The sequence below is a fragment of the Rhodococcus sp. FH8 genome, from assembly GCF_019266085.1.
Lineage (GTDB): Bacteria > Actinomycetota > Actinomycetes > Mycobacteriales > Mycobacteriaceae > Rhodococcus_F > Rhodococcus_F qingshengii.
This window is the reverse complement of record NZ_LPNQ01000061.1, coordinates 177257-194564: the sequence shown is the minus strand read 5'-3', so window position 1 is coordinate 194564 and position 17308 is coordinate 177257. Positions and strand designations below refer to the sequence as shown.

Annotated in this window: 16 protein-coding genes and 1 riboswitch; of the genes, 13 read left to right on the top strand and 3 right to left on the bottom strand. The window is 64.0% G+C overall.

The window, feature by feature from the left end:
* Positions 1–535 precede the first annotated feature (535 nt).
* A riboswitch (cyclic di-AMP (ydaO/yuaA leader) is annotated at positions 536–714 on the top strand.
* Positions 715–728: 14 nt separating this feature from the next.
* From ATN38_RS12380 to ATN38_RS12365, 4 genes are all read left to right on the top strand, one after another.
* The gene (locus ATN38_RS12380; protein WP_003941754.1) at positions 729–1286 is read left to right on the top strand and encodes a C40 family peptidase; all 558 of its coding nucleotides are present in this window, start codon (positions 729–731) and stop codon (positions 1284–1286) included.
* 324 nt (positions 1287–1610) lie between these two features.
* On the top strand, positions 1611–2663 hold the full coding sequence (locus tag ATN38_RS12375) for a C40 family peptidase (RefSeq protein ID WP_003941704.1): 1053 nt from the start codon (positions 1611–1613) through the stop codon (positions 2661–2663).
* 74 nt (positions 2664–2737) lie between these two features.
* Positions 2738–4096, top strand: coding sequence for a peptidase MA family metallohydrolase (locus tag ATN38_RS12370; protein ID WP_230691661.1), 1359 nt, complete (start codon positions 2738–2740; stop codon positions 4094–4096).
* Between the two features lie 78 nt (positions 4097–4174).
* Complete coding sequence (locus ATN38_RS12365) at positions 4175–5302, top strand: glycosyltransferase family 4 protein (RefSeq protein ID WP_003941734.1); 1128 nt, start codon at positions 4175–4177, stop codon at positions 5300–5302.
* Positions 5303–5398: 96 nt separating this feature from the next.
* On the opposite strand, the gene ATN38_RS12360 is transcribed toward ATN38_RS12365, so the two are convergent.
* Entirely contained in the window at positions 5399–7210 is a 1812-nt protein-coding gene (locus tag ATN38_RS12360; protein WP_047887999.1) for a long-chain fatty acid--CoA ligase, read from the bottom strand.
* Positions 7211–7369: 159 nt separating this feature from the next.
* On the opposite strand from ATN38_RS12360, the gene ATN38_RS12355 reads away from it, so the two are divergent.
* The 8 genes from ATN38_RS12355 to ATN38_RS12320 all read left to right on the top strand — a co-directional run bounded on the left by ATN38_RS12355 (position 7370) and on the right by ATN38_RS12320 (position 14000).
* Complete coding sequence (locus tag ATN38_RS12355) at positions 7370–7756, top strand: hypothetical protein (RefSeq protein ID WP_003941776.1); 387 nt, start codon at positions 7370–7372, stop codon at positions 7754–7756.
* A gap of 63 nt (positions 7757–7819) precedes the next feature.
* Positions 7820–8257 carry an SRPBCC family protein gene (locus ATN38_RS12350; protein ID WP_003941701.1) on the top strand — a complete coding sequence of 146 codons (438 nt, stop codon included), beginning with the start codon at positions 7820–7822 and terminating at the stop codon, positions 8255–8257.
* A complete protein-coding gene (locus tag ATN38_RS12345) occupies positions 8258–9508 on the top strand; it encodes an ArsA family ATPase (protein WP_073512214.1) in 1251 nt (416 codons plus the stop codon). It begins immediately after the preceding gene.
* A complete protein-coding gene (locus ATN38_RS12340; protein ID WP_042453569.1) occupies positions 9505–9900 on the top strand; it encodes a hypothetical protein in 396 nt (131 codons plus the stop codon). The genes ATN38_RS12345 and ATN38_RS12340 overlap by 4 nt, the downstream gene beginning before the upstream one ends.
* Positions 9901–10024: 124 nt before the next feature.
* Entirely contained in the window at positions 10025–11065 is a 1041-nt protein-coding gene (locus ATN38_RS12335; RefSeq protein ID WP_020969875.1) for an ROK family protein, read from the top strand.
* Between the two features lie 94 nt (positions 11066–11159).
* On the top strand, positions 11160–11966 hold the full coding sequence (locus tag ATN38_RS12330) for a 1-acyl-sn-glycerol-3-phosphate acyltransferase (protein WP_218748056.1): 807 nt from the start codon (positions 11160–11162) through the stop codon (positions 11964–11966).
* Between the two features lie 66 nt (positions 11967–12032).
* Positions 12033–12524, top strand: a complete 492-nt coding sequence (locus ATN38_RS12325; protein WP_003941683.1) for a polyadenylate-specific 3'-exoribonuclease AS — start codon at positions 12033–12035, stop codon at positions 12522–12524.
* 90 nt (positions 12525–12614) lie between these two features.
* Positions 12615–14000, top strand: coding sequence for a class II 3-deoxy-7-phosphoheptulonate synthase (locus ATN38_RS12320; RefSeq protein WP_007730070.1), 1386 nt, complete (start codon positions 12615–12617; stop codon positions 13998–14000).
* 83 nt (positions 14001–14083) lie between these two features.
* Here ATN38_RS12320 and ATN38_RS12315 read toward each other — a convergent pair whose 3' ends face one another.
* Both ATN38_RS12315 and pknB read right to left on the bottom strand, forming a co-directional pair.
* Entirely contained in the window at positions 14084–14512 is a 429-nt protein-coding gene (locus ATN38_RS12315; protein ID WP_003941706.1) for a protein-tyrosine phosphatase family protein, read from the bottom strand.
* Between the two features lie 27 nt (positions 14513–14539).
* Positions 14540–16603, bottom strand: coding sequence for a Stk1 family PASTA domain-containing Ser/Thr kinase (pknB, locus tag ATN38_RS12310; protein ID WP_003941667.1), 2064 nt, complete (start codon positions 16601–16603; stop codon positions 14540–14542).
* 334 nt (positions 16604–16937) lie between these two features.
* On the opposite strand from pknB, the gene ATN38_RS12305 reads away from it, so the two are divergent.
* Positions 16938–17306: an Rv2175c family DNA-binding protein gene (locus ATN38_RS12305; protein WP_003941747.1), complete on the top strand. Its 369-nt coding sequence runs from the start codon at positions 16938–16940 to the stop codon at positions 17304–17306.
* Positions 17307–17308 lie beyond the last annotated feature (2 nt).

Below are 17308 nucleotides of genomic sequence, written 5' to 3'. Positions count from 1 at the left end.
GAGGCGGGACTCACACCGCAGACAGTAGAAGTACCCCCCGACACGAATTCGAGAGTGCAGACACGGAATCCGACCCGCACGGACTTCCATTGCGAAATCGGTGGATGAACGCCCGACAAAAGTAGGAGAGACGAGGATCACACTTGCGGTGGGAACTCGCGAATGTGGACGCGCGCCTACTTGTGAGTAGGGCGAGTCGAGGGGTCTTCGGTGCGTCTGTCGACGGCTGAAACCGCGTCCGTGACCGGAACAGGTTCTAGTTTCAAGTAATCATCGTTGAACTGCATGGAAGATCGGATTGTCGGGTTTGGTGAGCCTTGGCAGTGGGTAGCGGGCGCGGGTTCGACGGCCTGGAGTGGGTCGCCGAACCGACCTGTTGTTATCTCCCCGTGACCCGCCGGGCGTATCGCGGGCGCGGCACCACGATTTCCGGCGAATCGGGCGCGATTGTCACGAAGCGGTCGACATCGTCGCGATCATTTCGTAACCTTCCTGAGACCTAACGAAGTCTTGCCGGACCAAACAGGACCGGCATCGTCAGGAACCGCCTAATCGGGATCTCCGCGAGGAACCCGAACCGGGAACCCAAGTTTCCACTGGGGTGAATCCCGCCTGGGGTGCAGCACGCAGGATCGCTGCAGACCACGCGGGTAGGGCTGATCTTCCCAGCCCGAACCCGTCAGCTAACTCGGTCGGCGGATGAATGGAAGAAATGGAGCACCCCTTAAGTGGCGTCACAGAGTTTCAAGCGTTCAGCGCAGTTGGCAGTAGCCGGCGCGCTCGCAGTCGGAGCATTCGCTGCAACCGCTGCACCTGCCTCGGCAGACCCCATCACCATCCCCGGCGTCGGCACGTTCGAGGTTCCGGGCGTTTCTATTCCTCAGTTGCCGGTCATTCCGGGCATCACCGACATCGCACCGGCTGCACCGGCCGCTCCCATCTCCAGTGTTGGTGAGCAGGCAGTTCGCGCCGCAGAGAGCAAGCTGGGCTCCCCGTACGTGTACGGCGCAGCCGGCCCGGACGCATTCGACTGCTCCGGTCTCGTTCAGTGGGCATACAAGCAGGCCGGTCTCAACCTGCCTCGCACGAGCTACGACCAGGCTGCAGCCGGCGTTGCCGTCGCACAGTCCGATCTTCAGGTCGGCGACGTGATCTCCTTCTACGGCGGATCGCATTCGGGCATCTACGCCGGTAACGGCAATGTCATCCACGCGTCGACCGCTGGTCAGCCCGTGAAGCTCGCTCCGGTGTCCTCGATGCCGTACGACGGCGCTCGCCGTTACTGATTTCTGAACACGCTCGACGGCTGTCTCCGGTAGGCAGTCGGAACGATCCGCCGCTGTGATGCGGCGGAGCTCGGGGGAGCTCCGGATCTTCGAATGTGGGCCTCGAATCTTCGATTCGGGGCCCACATTTTCGTTTCGCGACAATTCGCCCGGTACTTCACCCCGACACGCCTACCGGCGAGTAGACACAAACGTATGCCGTTCCGTAACCTTATCGAGACATTGCGCGGCCGAGACAGGTACTGTGGATAGTTGACAGCCAGCTAACAGATCGTCGACCGGTCCCGGTCGGCGTCGCTTCACCGAGACGGAGAGTTGCATTCCGTGGTTTCATCGAAAAACAACAGTCGAGTACGGGCCGCATTGACAGTGGGAGTGCTGGCGTTCGGACTCGTTGCAGGGCCTTCGATGCAGGCCGGTGCCGACCCCGTCATCACCAACCCCACCGAGGCGCTCGACAAGCTCGGTGAACTCTCCCGGGTTTCCGAGCAGACCAACGAAGCGCTGCACAACGCGCAGATCGACCTCGACGCGAAGCTGGCAGTCGCGAATGATGCGGACGTGCGATCGGCAGCCGATCAGGGTCTTCTCGACGCGGCTTCGGCGCGCGTCGCCGAGTTCGCGCCGGCGGTAAACCGTATTGCCACAGCGAATTACCAGGGTGCGCGAACCAATCGCCTCTTTGCGTTGATGGTGAGTGACTCGCCGCAGCAGTTGCTCGACCAGATGTCTGCGCTCGACGTGATTTCCAACGACGCGGCAGTACAGGTCTCTCAGTTCAACCAAGCCACTGCCGATGCGCGTGCCGCCTCGGAAGCATCGAAGCGATCGGCCGAAGAAGCGCGAACCGCCGCCGATCAAGCCCGCGCACTCAGTGACGATTTGCAGCGTAAGCAGAGTGAACTGCAGACGCAGATCGCCGACGTGACCAAAGCCTTCCAGAATCTCACCGACGACGAACGTAACCAACTGAGCGGTACGCCTTTCCCGCCGGACGTCGATCTCAGCAAAATTCTGGCTAACTTGACCCCTGGCTCGGGTGCTGCTGCCCTGCAGGCAGGCCTCACGCGGATCGGTGACCCGTACGTCTGGGGCGCGACCGGGCCGAACGAGTTCGACTGCTCAGGTCTGGTGGTGTGGGCCTACAAGCAGATCGGAAAGACTCTGCCGCGATCGAGCCAAGCGCAGGCGCAGGGTGGTGTACCGGTGTCGAGGGACCAACTACAGCCCGGCGACGTCGTGACGTTCTACAGCGACAACTCGCATGTCGGCATCTACGCCGGCGACGGAAACATTCTGCATGCGTCGACGTTCGGCGTACCGGTGAAGGTCCAGTCGATGGCAGGCATGGAGTTCTCCACTGCGCGTCGTTACTGACGGCTTGCTGCGCCCGAGCGGCGTGTGGCCAGCCGCCGTGAAGCGTCGAGTCGAGTTCTCCTACACTCGGCACCGTGCCGACTGAACCGATGACGACGCCCGACGTCGGCGCAGATCGACCACGCCGTTGGGAGTATCCGGCCCTCGTGGCGCTCGGTGTAGCCGTGGTGCTCGTTCTGGGCCTGACGATCTTCCTGACGAACAGGTCCGATTCCGACGAAAACGCCGCCGCCGAACAGGACGCGGAACGCAGCGCTCAAGTCCAGAGCTTTCTCGATGCATGGGCCGCGGCTCAGATGTCCGACGATCCGTCGGGGCTGGCGAAGTTCGTCGACAGTTCTGCCGCACCCGGTGTGCTCGAGGCGGAAGTTCGACGAGCCACTGCAGCGGGAGCGCTCGAATTCTCCGATTGGGGATACGAGATTCCCAGCGGTGGCCTGACTCCGGCGCCGCGAACCGGTGCGCCGGGCGGAGACGTCGAAGTATGGAATGCGCAAGTTCTGTTGCGGTACGCCCTCGACGGCGTCGACGCATTGCCCACGCGCAAGGCAGTGTCCATGACGCTCGCGAAACGCGGCGATCAGTGGTCGGTTCTTGCGGACGGGTCGATCGTCGGACTGGACGGCGCCCGAACGGCGGGCGAATCCTGGAACGGCCCCTGGGACTTCGGCCCGCTTGCCGTCGCCGAGAATTCTGCGGGTAACGCGCTGGTGATCGGCCACCCGGGTCAGCAGGCGTTCGTCGACGCTTTGGCTGCCGATGTGGACTCAGCCATCGAGAACACGACGCAGTTGTGGGGGCCGTGGTGGTCCGAGCGCGCGGTGCTCATGGTGGCGGGGTCCGCTGAGGAATTCACCGCACTGGTCGGCTCCCATCACGACGGCGCTTCGATTGCTGCAGTGTCGGTCGCGGATGCGACGGCGGACGGGTCTTCCGACGTGAGCGGCCAGCGGGTGGTCTTCTCGCCTGCCGCGGCTTCGAGGTTGACCGACATCACCAGGCGAACGGTTTTGCGCCACGAACTGATGCACATAGCCGCCCGATCGAAAACCCGTGACGGGTCGCCGATGTGGGTATTGGAAGGGTTTGCCGAATACGCGGGAAACCGTGGATCCTCGCGGGCCTGGGGTGAGATCGCGCCGACTCTGGCAGCAGCGGTACGCTCCGGCGATACTCCGACCGAGTTTCCGGACGACACGCAGTTCAGCGGTGTACCGGTCGTGAGTTCACTGGCGTACGAATCGGCGTGGTCGATCAACGCGTATATCGCCGATCGATTCGGAGAAGCAAAGCTGACCGACCTCTTTCGCGCTCTCGCCTCCGGAAAGATGACGGCCGAAGACCTCGATTCGCGGATCCGAGCGGTCGTTGGCGTCGGAACCGAGGAACTGCGAGCCGGATGGGTCGACTGGACCAACAGCCATCTGGGCTGAGCGGTTCGCGGCTGGGTCGATTGCAGCGGCGAGGTGCCCTTCGCACGTTTGAAGCACCGAGTGCCCTACGGTGGACGGATGCGCCGGACCCTCTTGGTGACCAACGATTTTCCTCCTCGCCCCGGAGGTATCCAGTCCTATCTCCACACGTTCGCCGGGCATCTGCCGCCGGACAAGTTGGTGGTGTACGCACCGCGGTGGCGGGGCGACTCACACAAGAAGTTCGATGCGGCACAGCCTTTCGAGGTCGTTCGGCACCCGACGACGCTGATGCTGCCGTCGCCTTTTGTTGCTCGTCGAGCCGCGAAGTTGGTCAAGAAGCACGACTGCGAGTCGGTCTGGTTCGGTGCGGCAGCGCCGTTGGCGTTGTTGGCACCGGTTGTTCGACGCGCCGGAGCGAGCCGAGTGATCGCGAGTACTCACGGCCACGAGGTCGGATGGTCGATGATTCCCGGTGCGCGGCAGTCGTTGCGTGTGATCGGTGACCACACCGATGCGGTGACGTTCGTCAGCAAATACACCCGTGGGCGGTTCTCGGCGGCCTTCGGCCCGCAAGCGGCGCTCGAGCACCTTCCTTCCGGAGTGGACACGTCAGTGTTCCACCCGGACTCGGTCGCCCGCGCGGAACTGCGTAAGCGATACGGGCTGGGCGAGCGGCCCACGATCCTGTGCCTGTCGCGGCTCGTGCCACGCAAGGGGCAGGACATGCTCATCAAGGCGCTGCCGACCGTACGCAAGAGCATTGACGGGGCGGTACTGGTGATCGTCGGAGGTGGGCCGTACGAGGACCATCTCCGCCAATTGGCGCGTAAGACCGGGATGGACGATCACGTCGTCTTCACGGGCACGGTGCCCGCCGCAGAGTTGGCGGCGCACCACACGATCGCCGACGTGTTCGCCATGCCGTGCCGTACCCGAGGCGCCGGATTGGACGTCGAAGGACTGGGAATCGTCTACCTCGAGGCCTCGGCTACCGGTGTGCCGGTCATCGCCGGGCGCAGTGGTGGCGCTCCGGAAACGGTGCAGCAGAACAAGACCGGGCTCGTGGTCGACGGCACCTCTGTTCGCGACGTCGCCGAATCCGTGATCGAGGTGCTGTCCGATCGTGATCGCGCGGCCGCGATGGGAGCAGCCGGCCGGGCATGGGTTGCCGAAGACTGGAAGTGGGACACGCTCGCTTCCAAACTGCGTAATCTCCTCGGCTGAGCAAACGGGACTCGAACGCGAACGGCCCGCACCGAATTCGGTGCGGGCCGTTCATGTCGGCACGTTCGTGTCGGCAGAGGACTGATCGGCGAAAGACTACTTGGCGTAGATCTTTTCGATGTCGGCGGCAAAGCTCTCGTGCACGACGTTGCGCTTGAGCTTCATCGTGGGCGTGAGTTCGCCTGTGTCCTCGGAGAAGTCGACCGGAAGAATGCGGAACTTCTTGATCGCCTCGGCGTGTGAGACGAGCTTGTTGGCCTCGTCGATGGCGTCCTGGATTTCGCCGACCAGTTCGCCGTCCGAAACCAGGTCGGCCGCTGTGGTTCCTGCGGCCTTGTTGTTGCGCTCGTTCCAGGCGGGAAGAGCTTCGGCGTCGATGGTGATGAGGGCGCCGATGAAAGGCTTCTGGTCGCCGACCACGATGGCCTGGCTGATCAGCGGGTGCGCGCGAAGGGAATCTTCGAGCTGAGCGGGGGAGACGTTCTTGCCGCCTGCCGTGACGATGATTTCCTTCTTGCGGCCGGTGATGGTGATGTAGCCGTCCTTGTCGACGGTGCCGAGGTCGCCGGTGTGGAACCAGCCGTTCTCGATCGACTCGGCGGTGGCCTTCTCGTTGCGCCAGTAGCCGGTGAAGACCACCGGTCCCGAGAGGAGGATTTCGCCGTCTTCTGCGATACGAACGGAGTTGCCGGCCAACGGCTTTCCGACAGAACCGACCTTCTGTGCGCCGATGGTGTTGACGGCGAAGGCCGCGGTGGTTTCGGTCAGTCCGTAGCCCTCGTAGATCGTGACGCCGATACCGCGGAAGAAGTGGCCGAGTCGAGCGCCCAGAGGTGCACCACCGGAAATGGCCAGCTGGCACTGCCCGCCGAGCGCTGCGCGCAGCTTCGAGTACACGAGCTTGTCGAAGAGAGCGTGCTTGGCCTTGAGAACGATGCCGGCGCCGCCCTTGTCCTGCGCCTCGCTCCACGCGACGGCGGTGTCTGCGGCCGCGTCGAAGATCTTTCCCTTGCCGTCGCCGTGCGCCTTGGCGCGTGCGCTGTTGTAGACCTTCTCGAACACGCGCGGCACCGAGAGGATGAAGTCGGGCTTGAACTCGCCGAACGTCGGAACGAGGTTCGGGATGTCACTCGTGTGCCCCAGCGCTGCACCGGCGTCGAACGACGCGATGCTGACTGCGCGAGCGAGAACGTGCGCGAGCGGCAAGAACATCAGCGTGCGGACGCCAGGAGTCTTGAGCAGCGTGCCGAGGTTGGAGTCGAGGATGCCCTTCGACTCGGCAATCAGGTTGGAGTGCGTCAGCTGGCAGCCCTTGGGTCGGCCCGTGGTGCCCGACGTGTAGATCAGGGTCGCGGGATCGGATGCCTTCAGTGCCGCGACGCGGGCGTGGACGTCCTCGTCGGAGATGTCGGCGCCCAGTGCGGTCAATTCCTCGACGACACCCTTACCGCCCGCCGCGGCATCGATCTGGTAGACCGTGCGCAGCGCGGGGGCGGCTGCAGCGACGTCCTTCACGGTCGCGGCGTGAGTGTCGTTCTCGACGATGAGGTCGATTGCTTCGGAGTCCTCGAGAATCCAACGAACCTGCTCGGCTGCGGAGGTTTCGTAGATCGGAACCGTCACGCCACCGGCTGCCCAGATGGCGTAGTCGACGAGCGGCCATTCGAAACGCGTCGCCGACATGAGGCCGACGCGGTCGCCCTGCTTGACGCCGATCGCGATGAGGCCCTTGGCGACGGCAGTCACCTGAGCGGCGAAATCGCCTGCAGTGACATCGACCCATGCATTTCCGACTTTGCGCTTGTAGACAACCGCCGCCGGCTTCGTCTTCGCGAAGGCGAAGACCGAGTCGACCGCGGAGGCATCCTCGGGAATGGTGAACGTCTGGGGTGCGCTGAACTCAGGCACGAAATACCTCCGACACTGCGAAATACTGACGAGTAGGGTTTTCGTCTCCTACTGTAGTCGCATGTCCGACGCAGTTGTGGCCAGGCTTACAGTCTGTCCGGTATGTAGTGTTGCGACACCCCTCGACGCTTCGCGGACGCGATATGTGAAGCTACTTCGGTGAGCAGCATTCAGGTCGCAGACCAGACTTTCATCGCCGCCCCGCCCGAGCGGGTCGCCGAACTGTTGTCCTCGCGCGCGCAGTGGCGTCGCTGGTTCAGTGATCTCGAGCTCGAAGTCCGGGAAGATCGCGGTCCCGCAGGATTCCGTTGGGGAGTGTCAGGTCAGCTGGTCGGCACCATGGAGGTGTGGCTCGAACCGGTCATGGACGGGACGATCGCGCACTACTTCCTGCACTGTGAGCCGGTCGGCGTATCGCCGTCCGATCTGGCGACCCTCGACCTCGCCGGGATGAACCGCAAGCGTCGGGTCGATGGCAAGGTCATGTCGTTCCAGCTCAAACGCGAACTCGAAGCGGGACGTGCCGCCGGAGTAGCACCGGACTGATAATCGAAGCACTGCACGTTGTGCAGGTTCTGGACTTTTGACGAAGGAAGGTAGCGCAGTCGTATGGCCGAGAAGACCAAGGGGTTGATCAGCATCGACGCTCCTGCCGACGCCGTGATGGACGTCATCGCCGATTTCGAGCGGTACCCCGAGTGGGTGGCCGCGGCGAAGTCCGTCGAGGTGACGGCGCCGGGACAGGGCGGCCGCGCGGACCGAGTACGTTTCGTCCTCGACGCGGGGATGGTGAAGGACACCTACGAACTGCAGTATTCGTGGGCACCGGACGGTATGGCGGTGAGTTGGGAGCTGATCTCGGGCGAGATTCAGAAGTCCCAATTCGGTTCGTACACACTCGAGCCCGGCCCGAACGGCACCACGTCGGTCACCTACGAGTTGACGGTCGACCTGACGATTCCGATGATCGGACTGTTCAAGCGCAAGGCCGAGAAGATCATCACCGACACAGCTCTGAAGGAACTGAAGAAGCGAGTCGAGGGCTGAGTGCCGGAGCAACGATCGCGCGTCCAACTGTTCGTCGGTAAAGGCGGAGTAGGCACGACGACGCTTGCCGCAGCGACTGCTGTGTCGGCTGCGACCGATGGGGCGAGAGTGCTGCTCGTGTCGATCGATCAGGCAGGTTCTCTTGCAGACGTCCTGGGCGTGCCGAATCCGCGAACGACCACATCTCTCACCGAGCGTCTCGACGTCCGGCAACTCGACACGTCAGCGCTCCTCGAGGACAAGTTCCGAGGATTGTCGGGGTTGATCGACGCTGCAGGAACTTTTGGAGCGGGAGATCACGAACACGGTTCGTCGTTCGAGGGCTTGGAACCGGAAGAGTTGACGGGATCCCTGGGCATCCAAGACATGCTCGGGCTCGCCGAGATCGTCGACCTCTCGGACAGCGGCGACTACGACCTCGTGATCGTGGACTGTCCGGCCGCCGCCGAAGCGCTGCGGATACTCGGCTCGCCGTCGATGGTGTCGGAGTATCTCGAGCGATTGTGGCCGCGGCACAGGCGGATGGTCGCTGTGACAGGTACGGACATGCGGCTGCTCCTGCTCGTGTCCGTCGTCGAACGCGTGCTCGCGTCGGTGGATCGGATCGCGGTTCACCTCTCGGATCGGGAGAACACCGGCGTGCGTGTGGTGACGTCGGCCGACGGCGTGTCGGTCGCGGCGACTCGTCGGACGTTGTCCGGGCTGGCTCTGGCCGGGTTGCGAGTTGACGGGATTGTGGTCAACAACCTTGTCCCGCAGTTCAACTCGTCCGCCGGGAAGGGTGTCGACGATTCACCGGCGGCGCAGTGGCTCGCGTCGATCCGGGCGGCTCAGGCACTCGTCGTGGACGAACTGCGTGGATCAACCGATGGAATGTCCGTCACAACGGTCGAACGCGCTTGCGCCGAACCGGTAGGGTTGGCCGCTCTGGGCGAGATCGCGGCCACGTTCGAGGGTGGAACGGGCACGGATTCGGGCACCGTCGGTACCGCGGACAACATCGTGGTGTCGTTGGAGTCCGGGACCGGAGTCGATTCGGTGTACGTGATGCGGATGTACCTTCCGCTCGTGGATCCGTCGTCGTTGTCGTTGGGCCGGGTGGAGGACGATGTGCTGGTGGGAGCAGACGGCGTACGACGCAGAGTTCGTTTGGCGTCGGTGCTGCGTCGTTGTGTCGTGAACGGGGCGGAGTTGGACGGCAGTTACCTGATCATCCGGTTCAGCCCGGATCCCGCGGTGTGGCCGGTATGAGCGAAGAGCACGAGCGCCTCGTCGCGGAGTTTCGCGCGCTGGCGGAAACCGTTCTGACGCGCCTGGAACCGGTGCTGCAGAAGGCCGCAGCAGCGACGGCAGACGTTGCGAGTGACTCGGCGTCCACGGACACGCAGCCGGTGTTCACCGGCTGCAGCTGGTGCCCGGTGTGCGCCCTCGCCGCACTGGTTCGCGGTGAGCACCACGAACTGTTGGCATTCCTCGCGGGTCAAGCAGCAGCATTCCTTGCGTTGCTTCGTGAGATTCTCGACGAGTTTCTCGGGGGGCCGTCAGGTCCCGATCGTGGACCGGACGGCGGTCCGACGACGCCAGGTGCGGAGCGAACTCGCACGGCGGCATTTGTCCCGATCAACGTGACGGTCAAGGACTGACTCAGTACCCCGGGTAGAGCGAACGGCCCGAGATGAGCACAATCGACACAATGGTCACCGACGCACGAAGCACCGATTCAGGGTGCGCACTCCAGCGGACGCCGCTCGCGCGGGAATCGTCGCGATGAGCGCGCGCCGCTTGAAAGCGGTCTCCGACTCCACCATGGACGACATCTTGACGGTCGGCATCGACGTCGGCGGGACGAGTATCAGGGCCTCCGTCGTGGACGTCGACGGACAAGTGCTCGAGATGATTCAAGCCCCGACCCCGCAGTCGGCCAGGGCACTCGAAGACGGTCTCGATCGCGTCGTGCGCGAATTGGTCACCAGGCACGAGGTATCGGCCGTGGGATTGGCGGTCGCCGGCTTCATCACCTCCGATCGAAGCTCGGTTCGGTTCGCTCCGCACTTGCCGTGGGTGGACGCGCCGGTCGGAAGTGACTTGAGCAAGCGGCTCGGCTTGCCGGTCGTTCTCGAACACGACGCCAATGCGGCGGCGTTCGCGGAGCACCGATTCGGCGCGGCCGCAGGTGGCCGCAATGTCGTGATGGTGGCAATCGGGACCGGAATCGGTGGAGCGCTGCTGATCAACGGTGAGCTGTACCGGGGGAGTCACGGCGTCGCTCCCGAACTGGGCCACATCCAGGTCGTTCCGGGCGGGCGTCAGTGCGCGTGTGGCAAACGTGGGTGTTGGGAGCGCTATTGCAGCGGAACGGCGCTCGTCGACACGGCAATCGAACTGCTTGCCGCCGACCCGGCCGCGTCGACGGTCCTGGCGCGTGAGGTAGCGGTGGATCCTGGTTCGCTCACCGGTCGCCGGATCGCCAACGCCGCGCAGGACGGTGACCCACTCGCGCTGGCAACGATCGCCGAGTTCACCCGTTGGCTGGCCGTGGGTCTGGCCATGGTCGGTGACGTCTACGATCCCGATCTGGTCGTGATCGCCGGCGGCGTCGCGAGTTCTGCCCCACTGTTTCTCGACGACGCCCGCGAGCAATACGCGACATTGTTGACCGGGGCGAAGCACCGCCCACTGGCCCGCATCCGTTCCGCTCAGCTGGGCGAAGCTGCGGGCATGGTCGGCGCCGCCGCTTTGGCCCGATCGGTAGTGCCTCAGGATCTCGGTGGGGTCGACGGCGCTGGAACCACGTCTGCCGGACTGTGATCGGGTCGATCCTGCAGGGGCGTGTGTAGCGGGGGTTACCGGTCGGCAGTAAGGTCGTACTCAGCGAAATTCAGCTGTGAATGGGAGGGACGCCGTGTGGTATTGGCTCTTCAAGTATGTGTTGCTGGGGCCGATTCTCTGGCTGCTCGGGCGTCCGACGGTCAAGGGTCACGAAAACATTCCGACTGACGGGGCGGCCATTCTGGCCAGCAATCACCAGGCGGTTCTGGACTCGTTCTACCTTCCGCTTCGCGTCAACCGTCGCATCACGTTCCTTGCCAAGAGTGAGTACTTCACCGGTTCCGGTCTGAAGGGCGCTTTCCAGAAGTGGTTCTTCACCGCGGTCGGTCAGGTCCCCATCGACCGAACCGGTGCAGACGCGGCGCAGGATGCACTCAACGCCGGTCTCAAGGTCCTCGGTTCGGGCAGCCTGCTGGGTATCTACCCCGAGGGGACGCGCTCGCCTGACGGTCGCCTCTACAAGGGCAAGACCGGAATGGCGCGCCTCGCACTTGAATCGGGCGTCAAGGTGATCCCGGTAGCGATGGTCGGCACCGACAAGATGAATCCGATCGGCTCACGGATGTGGCGTCCCGCCAAGGTCACCGTGATCGTCGGCGAACCCATCGATTTCTCCCGCTTCGAAGGCATGGGCGGAAACCGCTTCGTCGAGCGCGCTGTGACCGACGAGGTGATGTACAAGTTGATGAAACTCTCCGGCCAGGAGTACGTGGACATCTACGCGGCAAGCCTCAAGAACCAGGCGCCCACGAAACCCGAAGCTGCCGTCGACGTTCCGACGGAAGGCGGCGAGTCGGTTGTCGATCTCGTGGCCTCGGCCGAGTCGAAGGAATCCGCGAAGTCCGACAAGGATTCGCTCCCGGACGCACAAGCCAGCTAGAGATTTCCCACACCGGCCGCACGCGCATTGGCTCCAGAGCCTGCGCGTGCGGCATAGTTTTCGGACGTGCGCTACTTCTACGACTGTGAATTCATCGAAGACGGTCGAACCATCGATCTCGTGTCCATCGGCGTTGTCTGTGAGGACGGCCGAGAGTACTACGCGGTTTCGACGGAGTTCGATCCCGCCCGTGCCGGTAGTTGGGTGCGCAAGAACGTGCTGCCGAAGTTGCCGCAGCCTTCGTCGCCGCTGTGGAAATCACGCGAGAAGATCCGCGACGATCTTCTGAAATTCTTCGTTCCGCGGCCGATGGTGGTTCCGGAGCTCTGGGCGTGGGTCGCCGCCTACGACCACGTCGCGCTGTGCCAGTTGTGGGGCGACATGACGGAACTACCGCAGTCGATGCCGCGGTACACCCGCGAACTCCGACAGTTCTGGGAAGACAACGGCAGTCCTGCCCTCCCGTCGGCGCCCGCCGACGCACACGACGCACTTGCCGACGCCAGGCACAACCTCGTGAAGTTCGACGCCATTTCGGCTGCACGGTCACTTCGCTGACCCAGGTTTCGGTGCGCGGGAAGTGTTCCGATTGGGCTGCGATCGAGAGCCTGTGTGACGCGCCGACGAGCGAGCGAATATCCTGTAGAGGTGAACTGGACTGTCGACGTGCCGATCGACCGCTTGCCCGAACTCCCGCCGCTGCCTGCCGGACTGCGTAAGCAGCTCGACGAGGCGCTCGCGAAGCCCGCTGCTCAGCAGCCCTCGTGGCCCGCTGACCAGGCGGCCGCCATGCGGACTGTGCTCGAGAGCGTGCCTCCCATCACGGTGGCCAGCGAAGTCGAGGCGCTGCAAGAGCGTCTCGCGCAGGTCGCGCGTGGTGAGGCATTTCTGCTCCAGGGCGGTGACTGCGCCGAGACCTTCGCGGACAACACCGAGCCGCACATCAAGGGAAACATCCGCACGTTGCTGCAGATGGCCGTCGTGCTCACCTACGGTTCCTCGATGCCGGTCGTCAAGGTCGCTCGCATCGCCGGCCAGTACGCCAAACCGCGCTCGGCCGACATCGACTCGTTGGGTCTGAAGTCCTACCGCGGCGACATGATCAACTCGCTCGTCGCCGACGAGGCAGTCCGCGCCCACGATCCTTCGCGACTGGTGCGTGCATACGCCAACGCCAGCGCCGCGATGAACCTGGTTCGCGCACTCACCGGCGCCGGCATGGCCGACCTGCACAAGGTGCACGATTGGAACCGCGAATTCGTCGCAGCGTCTCCCGCGGGCGCACGCTACGAGCAACTGGCAGCCGAGATCGACCGCGGCCTGCAGTTCATGAACGCGTGTGGCGTCACCGATCCGAGCCTGCACCAGGCACAGATCTTTGCCAGCCACGAGGCCCTGGTTCTCGACTACGAGCGCGCGATGCTGCGTCTCGACAACGACAGCGATCACCCCAAGCTCTACGACCTGTCGGCTCACTTCCTCTGGATCGGTGACCGCACTCGTCAGCTCGACGGCGCGCACATCGCCTTCGCCGAGTTGGTGTCCAACCCGATCGGCCTCAAGATCGGCCCGAGCACGACGCCGGAAATGGCGGTGGAATACGTCGAGCGTCTCGACCCCACCAACAAGCCGGGTCGTCTGACTCTGATCTCGCGCATGGGCAACGGCAAGGTCCGCGACCTGCTGCCGGCGATCATCGAGAAGGTCCAAGCCACCGGTCACCAGGTCATCTGGCAGTGCGATCCGATGCACGGCAACACCCACGAAGCCTCCACCGGGTACAAGACGCGCCACTTCGACCGCATCGTCGACGAGGTTCAGGGATTCTTCGAGGTCCACAACGGTCTCGGCACGCATCCGGGTGGCATCCACGTCGAGCTGACCGGTGAGAACGTCACCGAGTGCCTCGGCGGCGCGCAGGACATCTCCGACCTCGATCTCGGCGGTCGCTACGAGACGGCGTGCGACCCCCGATTGAACACCCAACAGTCGTTGGAGCTCGCGTTCCTCGTGGCCGAGATGCTGCGAGGCTGAAACCCTGCTTCGCCGAAGCTGATTCGCGCCGGCATAGATTTTCGGCAAACGCCCTCACCCGCTCGCGCAGGTGGGGGCGTTCGCTATTGCGTGAATCGTGTGACGAATCGGCGCTGCCAGGGCATTTCGACGGCGCGAGGTGAGTAACGTGCGCGAACGTACGCGGTGGCGTCCTTACTGGGCACTCCGTCCATGACGGCAAGAGCGGCCAACGCTGTTCCGGTGCGGCCGTATCCACCACCGCACGCGATCTCGACTCTTTCGGTTTCCGAGCGCACCCACACTTCGTGCAAGGCCCTGCGCAGCGCATCGGGATCGCTCGGCAACCAGAAATCTCGCCAGCGGACCCACTCCGACTCCCACTCGGTGTCGGGAGGTTCTTTACCGGTCAGATAGACGCCGAAGGTGGGGAGAGGTCCCGAAGGAAGTGGATTGCGGAGTCCTCGACCCCGAATCGATCTCCCCGACGGCAAGTCGAGTATCCCAATGCTCTCGGGTTCCCACGTGGCCATGAATTCAGATTAGGCCGAAGCGGACTGTCAGGGAATTGCGACGACGCTGATGTCGGTGCCCTTGGCAACGAGGTCGTTCTTGACGCTCTGGCTGATGATGACCGAGCTGTCGTTCTGGGTGAGCTGACGCACGGTGATCTCGAGGCCGAGGCGGCCGAGTTCTTCGCGTGCTGAGGAGACGGAGCGGCCGATCAGCGAGGGAACCTTGACGGAGTCGGAGATGAGCAGAACCACGGAGGTGCCGGCGTTGACGGAGGACCCGACTGCGGGATCGGTGCCGATCACGCTACCGCCCTCGACGGCGTCGTCGAACGTTGTTCTGGTGGTGCTGACTGAGATGCCTACCTTGTCGAGGGCGGCGCGCGCAGCGTTCTCGGACATGCCCTTCACATCGGGAATGTCCACGGGCGGTGACCCTTTGGATGTGATGACCTTGACCGAGGAGCCCACGGCAACTTCGGTTCCCGGTGCCGGGTCGAGCGCGGCCACGCCGCCGATCGGGATCTTGGAGCTGAATGTGTCCCCGCCGTCGACCGCGACGAGAGTGCGGTCGGCGAGTTGTGCGCCCAGGGCCGAGACGTCGCCGCCGGCCGGAATGGGCGGGACAGTCGGACGCCCGAGCGAAGTCAGCAGCGCGACGGTCGAGCCTTTGGTAACCCTCGAGCCGGAGGCCGGGTCCGTCCCGATCACCGTGTCGATGGGTTGGGCGTCGGAGTACTGACCCTGGACGTCGGGGGAGAGCCCGGCGTCCTGCAGAGCGGTGACCGCAGTGTCCTTGGTCAGCCCGTCGATCGAGGGAACGGCTGTATAGCGGCCCGAGCCCATCCACCATCCGCCGAAGCCCAACGCGAGCGCGAGGACCGCGATGACGAGCAGCCAGATCAGGGTGGCTCGTCGCGATTTACGACGTGCCTCGACAAAATGAGCATGCGGATCGTCGTGCCCCGGGTGGTCGTCGCCGAAATCGGAACCGTCGTCGAAATCCGAGTCGCCGTCGACCGTCGCCGGACGAGCAGTTTGTGCGGTGACCGCGCGAGTGTGCTGGATACCGCCAGGGGGAGGAGAGCCCGTGCCGAGCGCCGTGGTGGCTGCCACAGCCGGGGCCACGCCGGACGCCAATACCGTCGTGGCAGCAGGGTTCGGGCGCGCAGCAGAGTTCGGGTGTACCTCCGTGGGAGGCGCAGGCGCCGGTTGTGGCCGGGCCGGGGCAACTTGCGCGCTCTGGTGCTGGGCGCTTCGACGCGGAGCGGGAACGCGGTATGACGGAAGTTCCAGTTGCTCGCTCACACTGCGAAGTGCAGCTGCCATCTCACCGGCGTCGGCGAAACGATGTGCGGGCTCGCGGTGAGTGGCTTCGGCAACCAGACGATCGAACTGCGCCGGTACACCGGGGATACGTGAACCTGGGCGCGGGACATCGTCGTGGATGCGTTGGTAGGCGATGGAGAGTGACGTATCGCCGGTGAACGGTGTTGTACCGGTGAGAAGTTCGAACATCAACACGCCGGTCGAGTAGACGTCGCTTCGAGTGTCGGCAATTCCTGACGTCACCTGTTCCGGCGACAGATAGGCCGCGGTGCCGAGGATCACGCTGTTGGAGGTGGTGGTTGCTGCCGCAGCTGCACGCACCAATCCGAAGTCGGCGATCTTCACTTCGCCGGTGTCCGAGATCAAGATGTTCTCGGGTTTGACGTCACGGTGAACCAGTCCCGCTCGATGCGCCACCGCCAACGCGTCCAGGACAGGTGCCACTACTGCAGCGACTGCGTGTGGCGGCATCGGTCCGCGCTCACGAAGGAGTTCACGCAAGGTTCCACCGTCGACGAGTTCCATCACGAGGAACACGTGATTGCGATCGCTGCCTTGGTCGTAGACGGCCACAAGGGCCGGATGCTTGAGTCGGGCCACGGCCCGGGCCTCGAACTCGAAACGAGTCAGGAACGCTGGATCGCCGGCGAATTGCGGATCCATCACCTTGATCGCGACAGGTCGATCCAACCGTGTATCGAGGCCTCGATACACGGTCGACATACCGCCGCGCGCGATCGGTGCGTCCACTCGATAGCGGCGCTCGAGCATTTCGCCGATCAACCCTCGACCTCCGTAATGACTGTTCCTCCGTGCTTGCGATCTGCGTGCTTGTGATCTGCGTGCTTGTGATCTGTCTGCTTGCGGTCTGGGTGGTAGCTGTCAGCAATGTGGGTGGTTGTATACCGCGTACCGGTTCCCGCAGTGAGGGCACCCATTTACATCCACCGCGAAATCCCGGTTACTGATATGCCGCATCCCGTCCATCGTAGCCAGCGATACCGACGCGGAAGTCTCGAGAACGTCACAGAGCGTTGTGACCTGAGCGGAGCGGCAGTTTCGAGCACTGCACCGGGCGGTACACAGCGGGCTCGCCGGACCGGATAAACTTCTCGCGGTGAGCGCGATTCCTTATTGTGATGATGTCCTGGATTCTTCGGTTTCCCTGTTCCAGCTTGTGGATGTGGCGAAGAACGTCGGGTTGCCGGTGAGCAAGGTTCACCAGTTGCTTCGCGATCACAAGATCATCGCAGTCAAGCGGCATGGCGTTCTCGGTGTCCCCGAAGTGTTCTTCGGCGAGGACGGCCAGATCGTCAAGTGGCTGCCCGGTCTGCTGGCGGTGCTGCACGACGGCGGCTACACCGATGTCGAAATCCTCCGCTGGTTGTTCCTGGCCGACGATTCCCTGCCGGGGCGCCCGGTGGACGCACTGCATGGTGATCTCGCGCGTGAGGTCATCCGCCGCGCACAGGCCATGGCTTTCTGAGC

Coding starts and splice junctions, on each gene's coding strand:
- ATN38_RS12335 (WP_020969875.1), top strand. CDS start 10,025: ATGAGCGCGCGCCGCTTGAAAGCGGTCTCCGACTCCACCATGGACGAC.
- ATN38_RS12340 (WP_042453569.1), top strand. CDS start 9,505: ATGAGCGAAGAGCACGAGCGCCTCGTCGCGGAGTTTCGCGCGCTGGCG.
- ATN38_RS12350 (WP_003941701.1), top strand. CDS start 7,820: ATGGCCGAGAAGACCAAGGGGTTGATCAGCATCGACGCTCCTGCCGAC.
- ATN38_RS12315 (WP_003941706.1), bottom strand. CDS start 14,512: ATGGCCACGTGGGAACCCGAGAGCATTGGGATACTCGACTTGCCGTCG.
- ATN38_RS12365 (WP_003941734.1), top strand. CDS start 4,175: ATGCGCCGGACCCTCTTGGTGACCAACGATTTTCCTCCTCGCCCCGGA.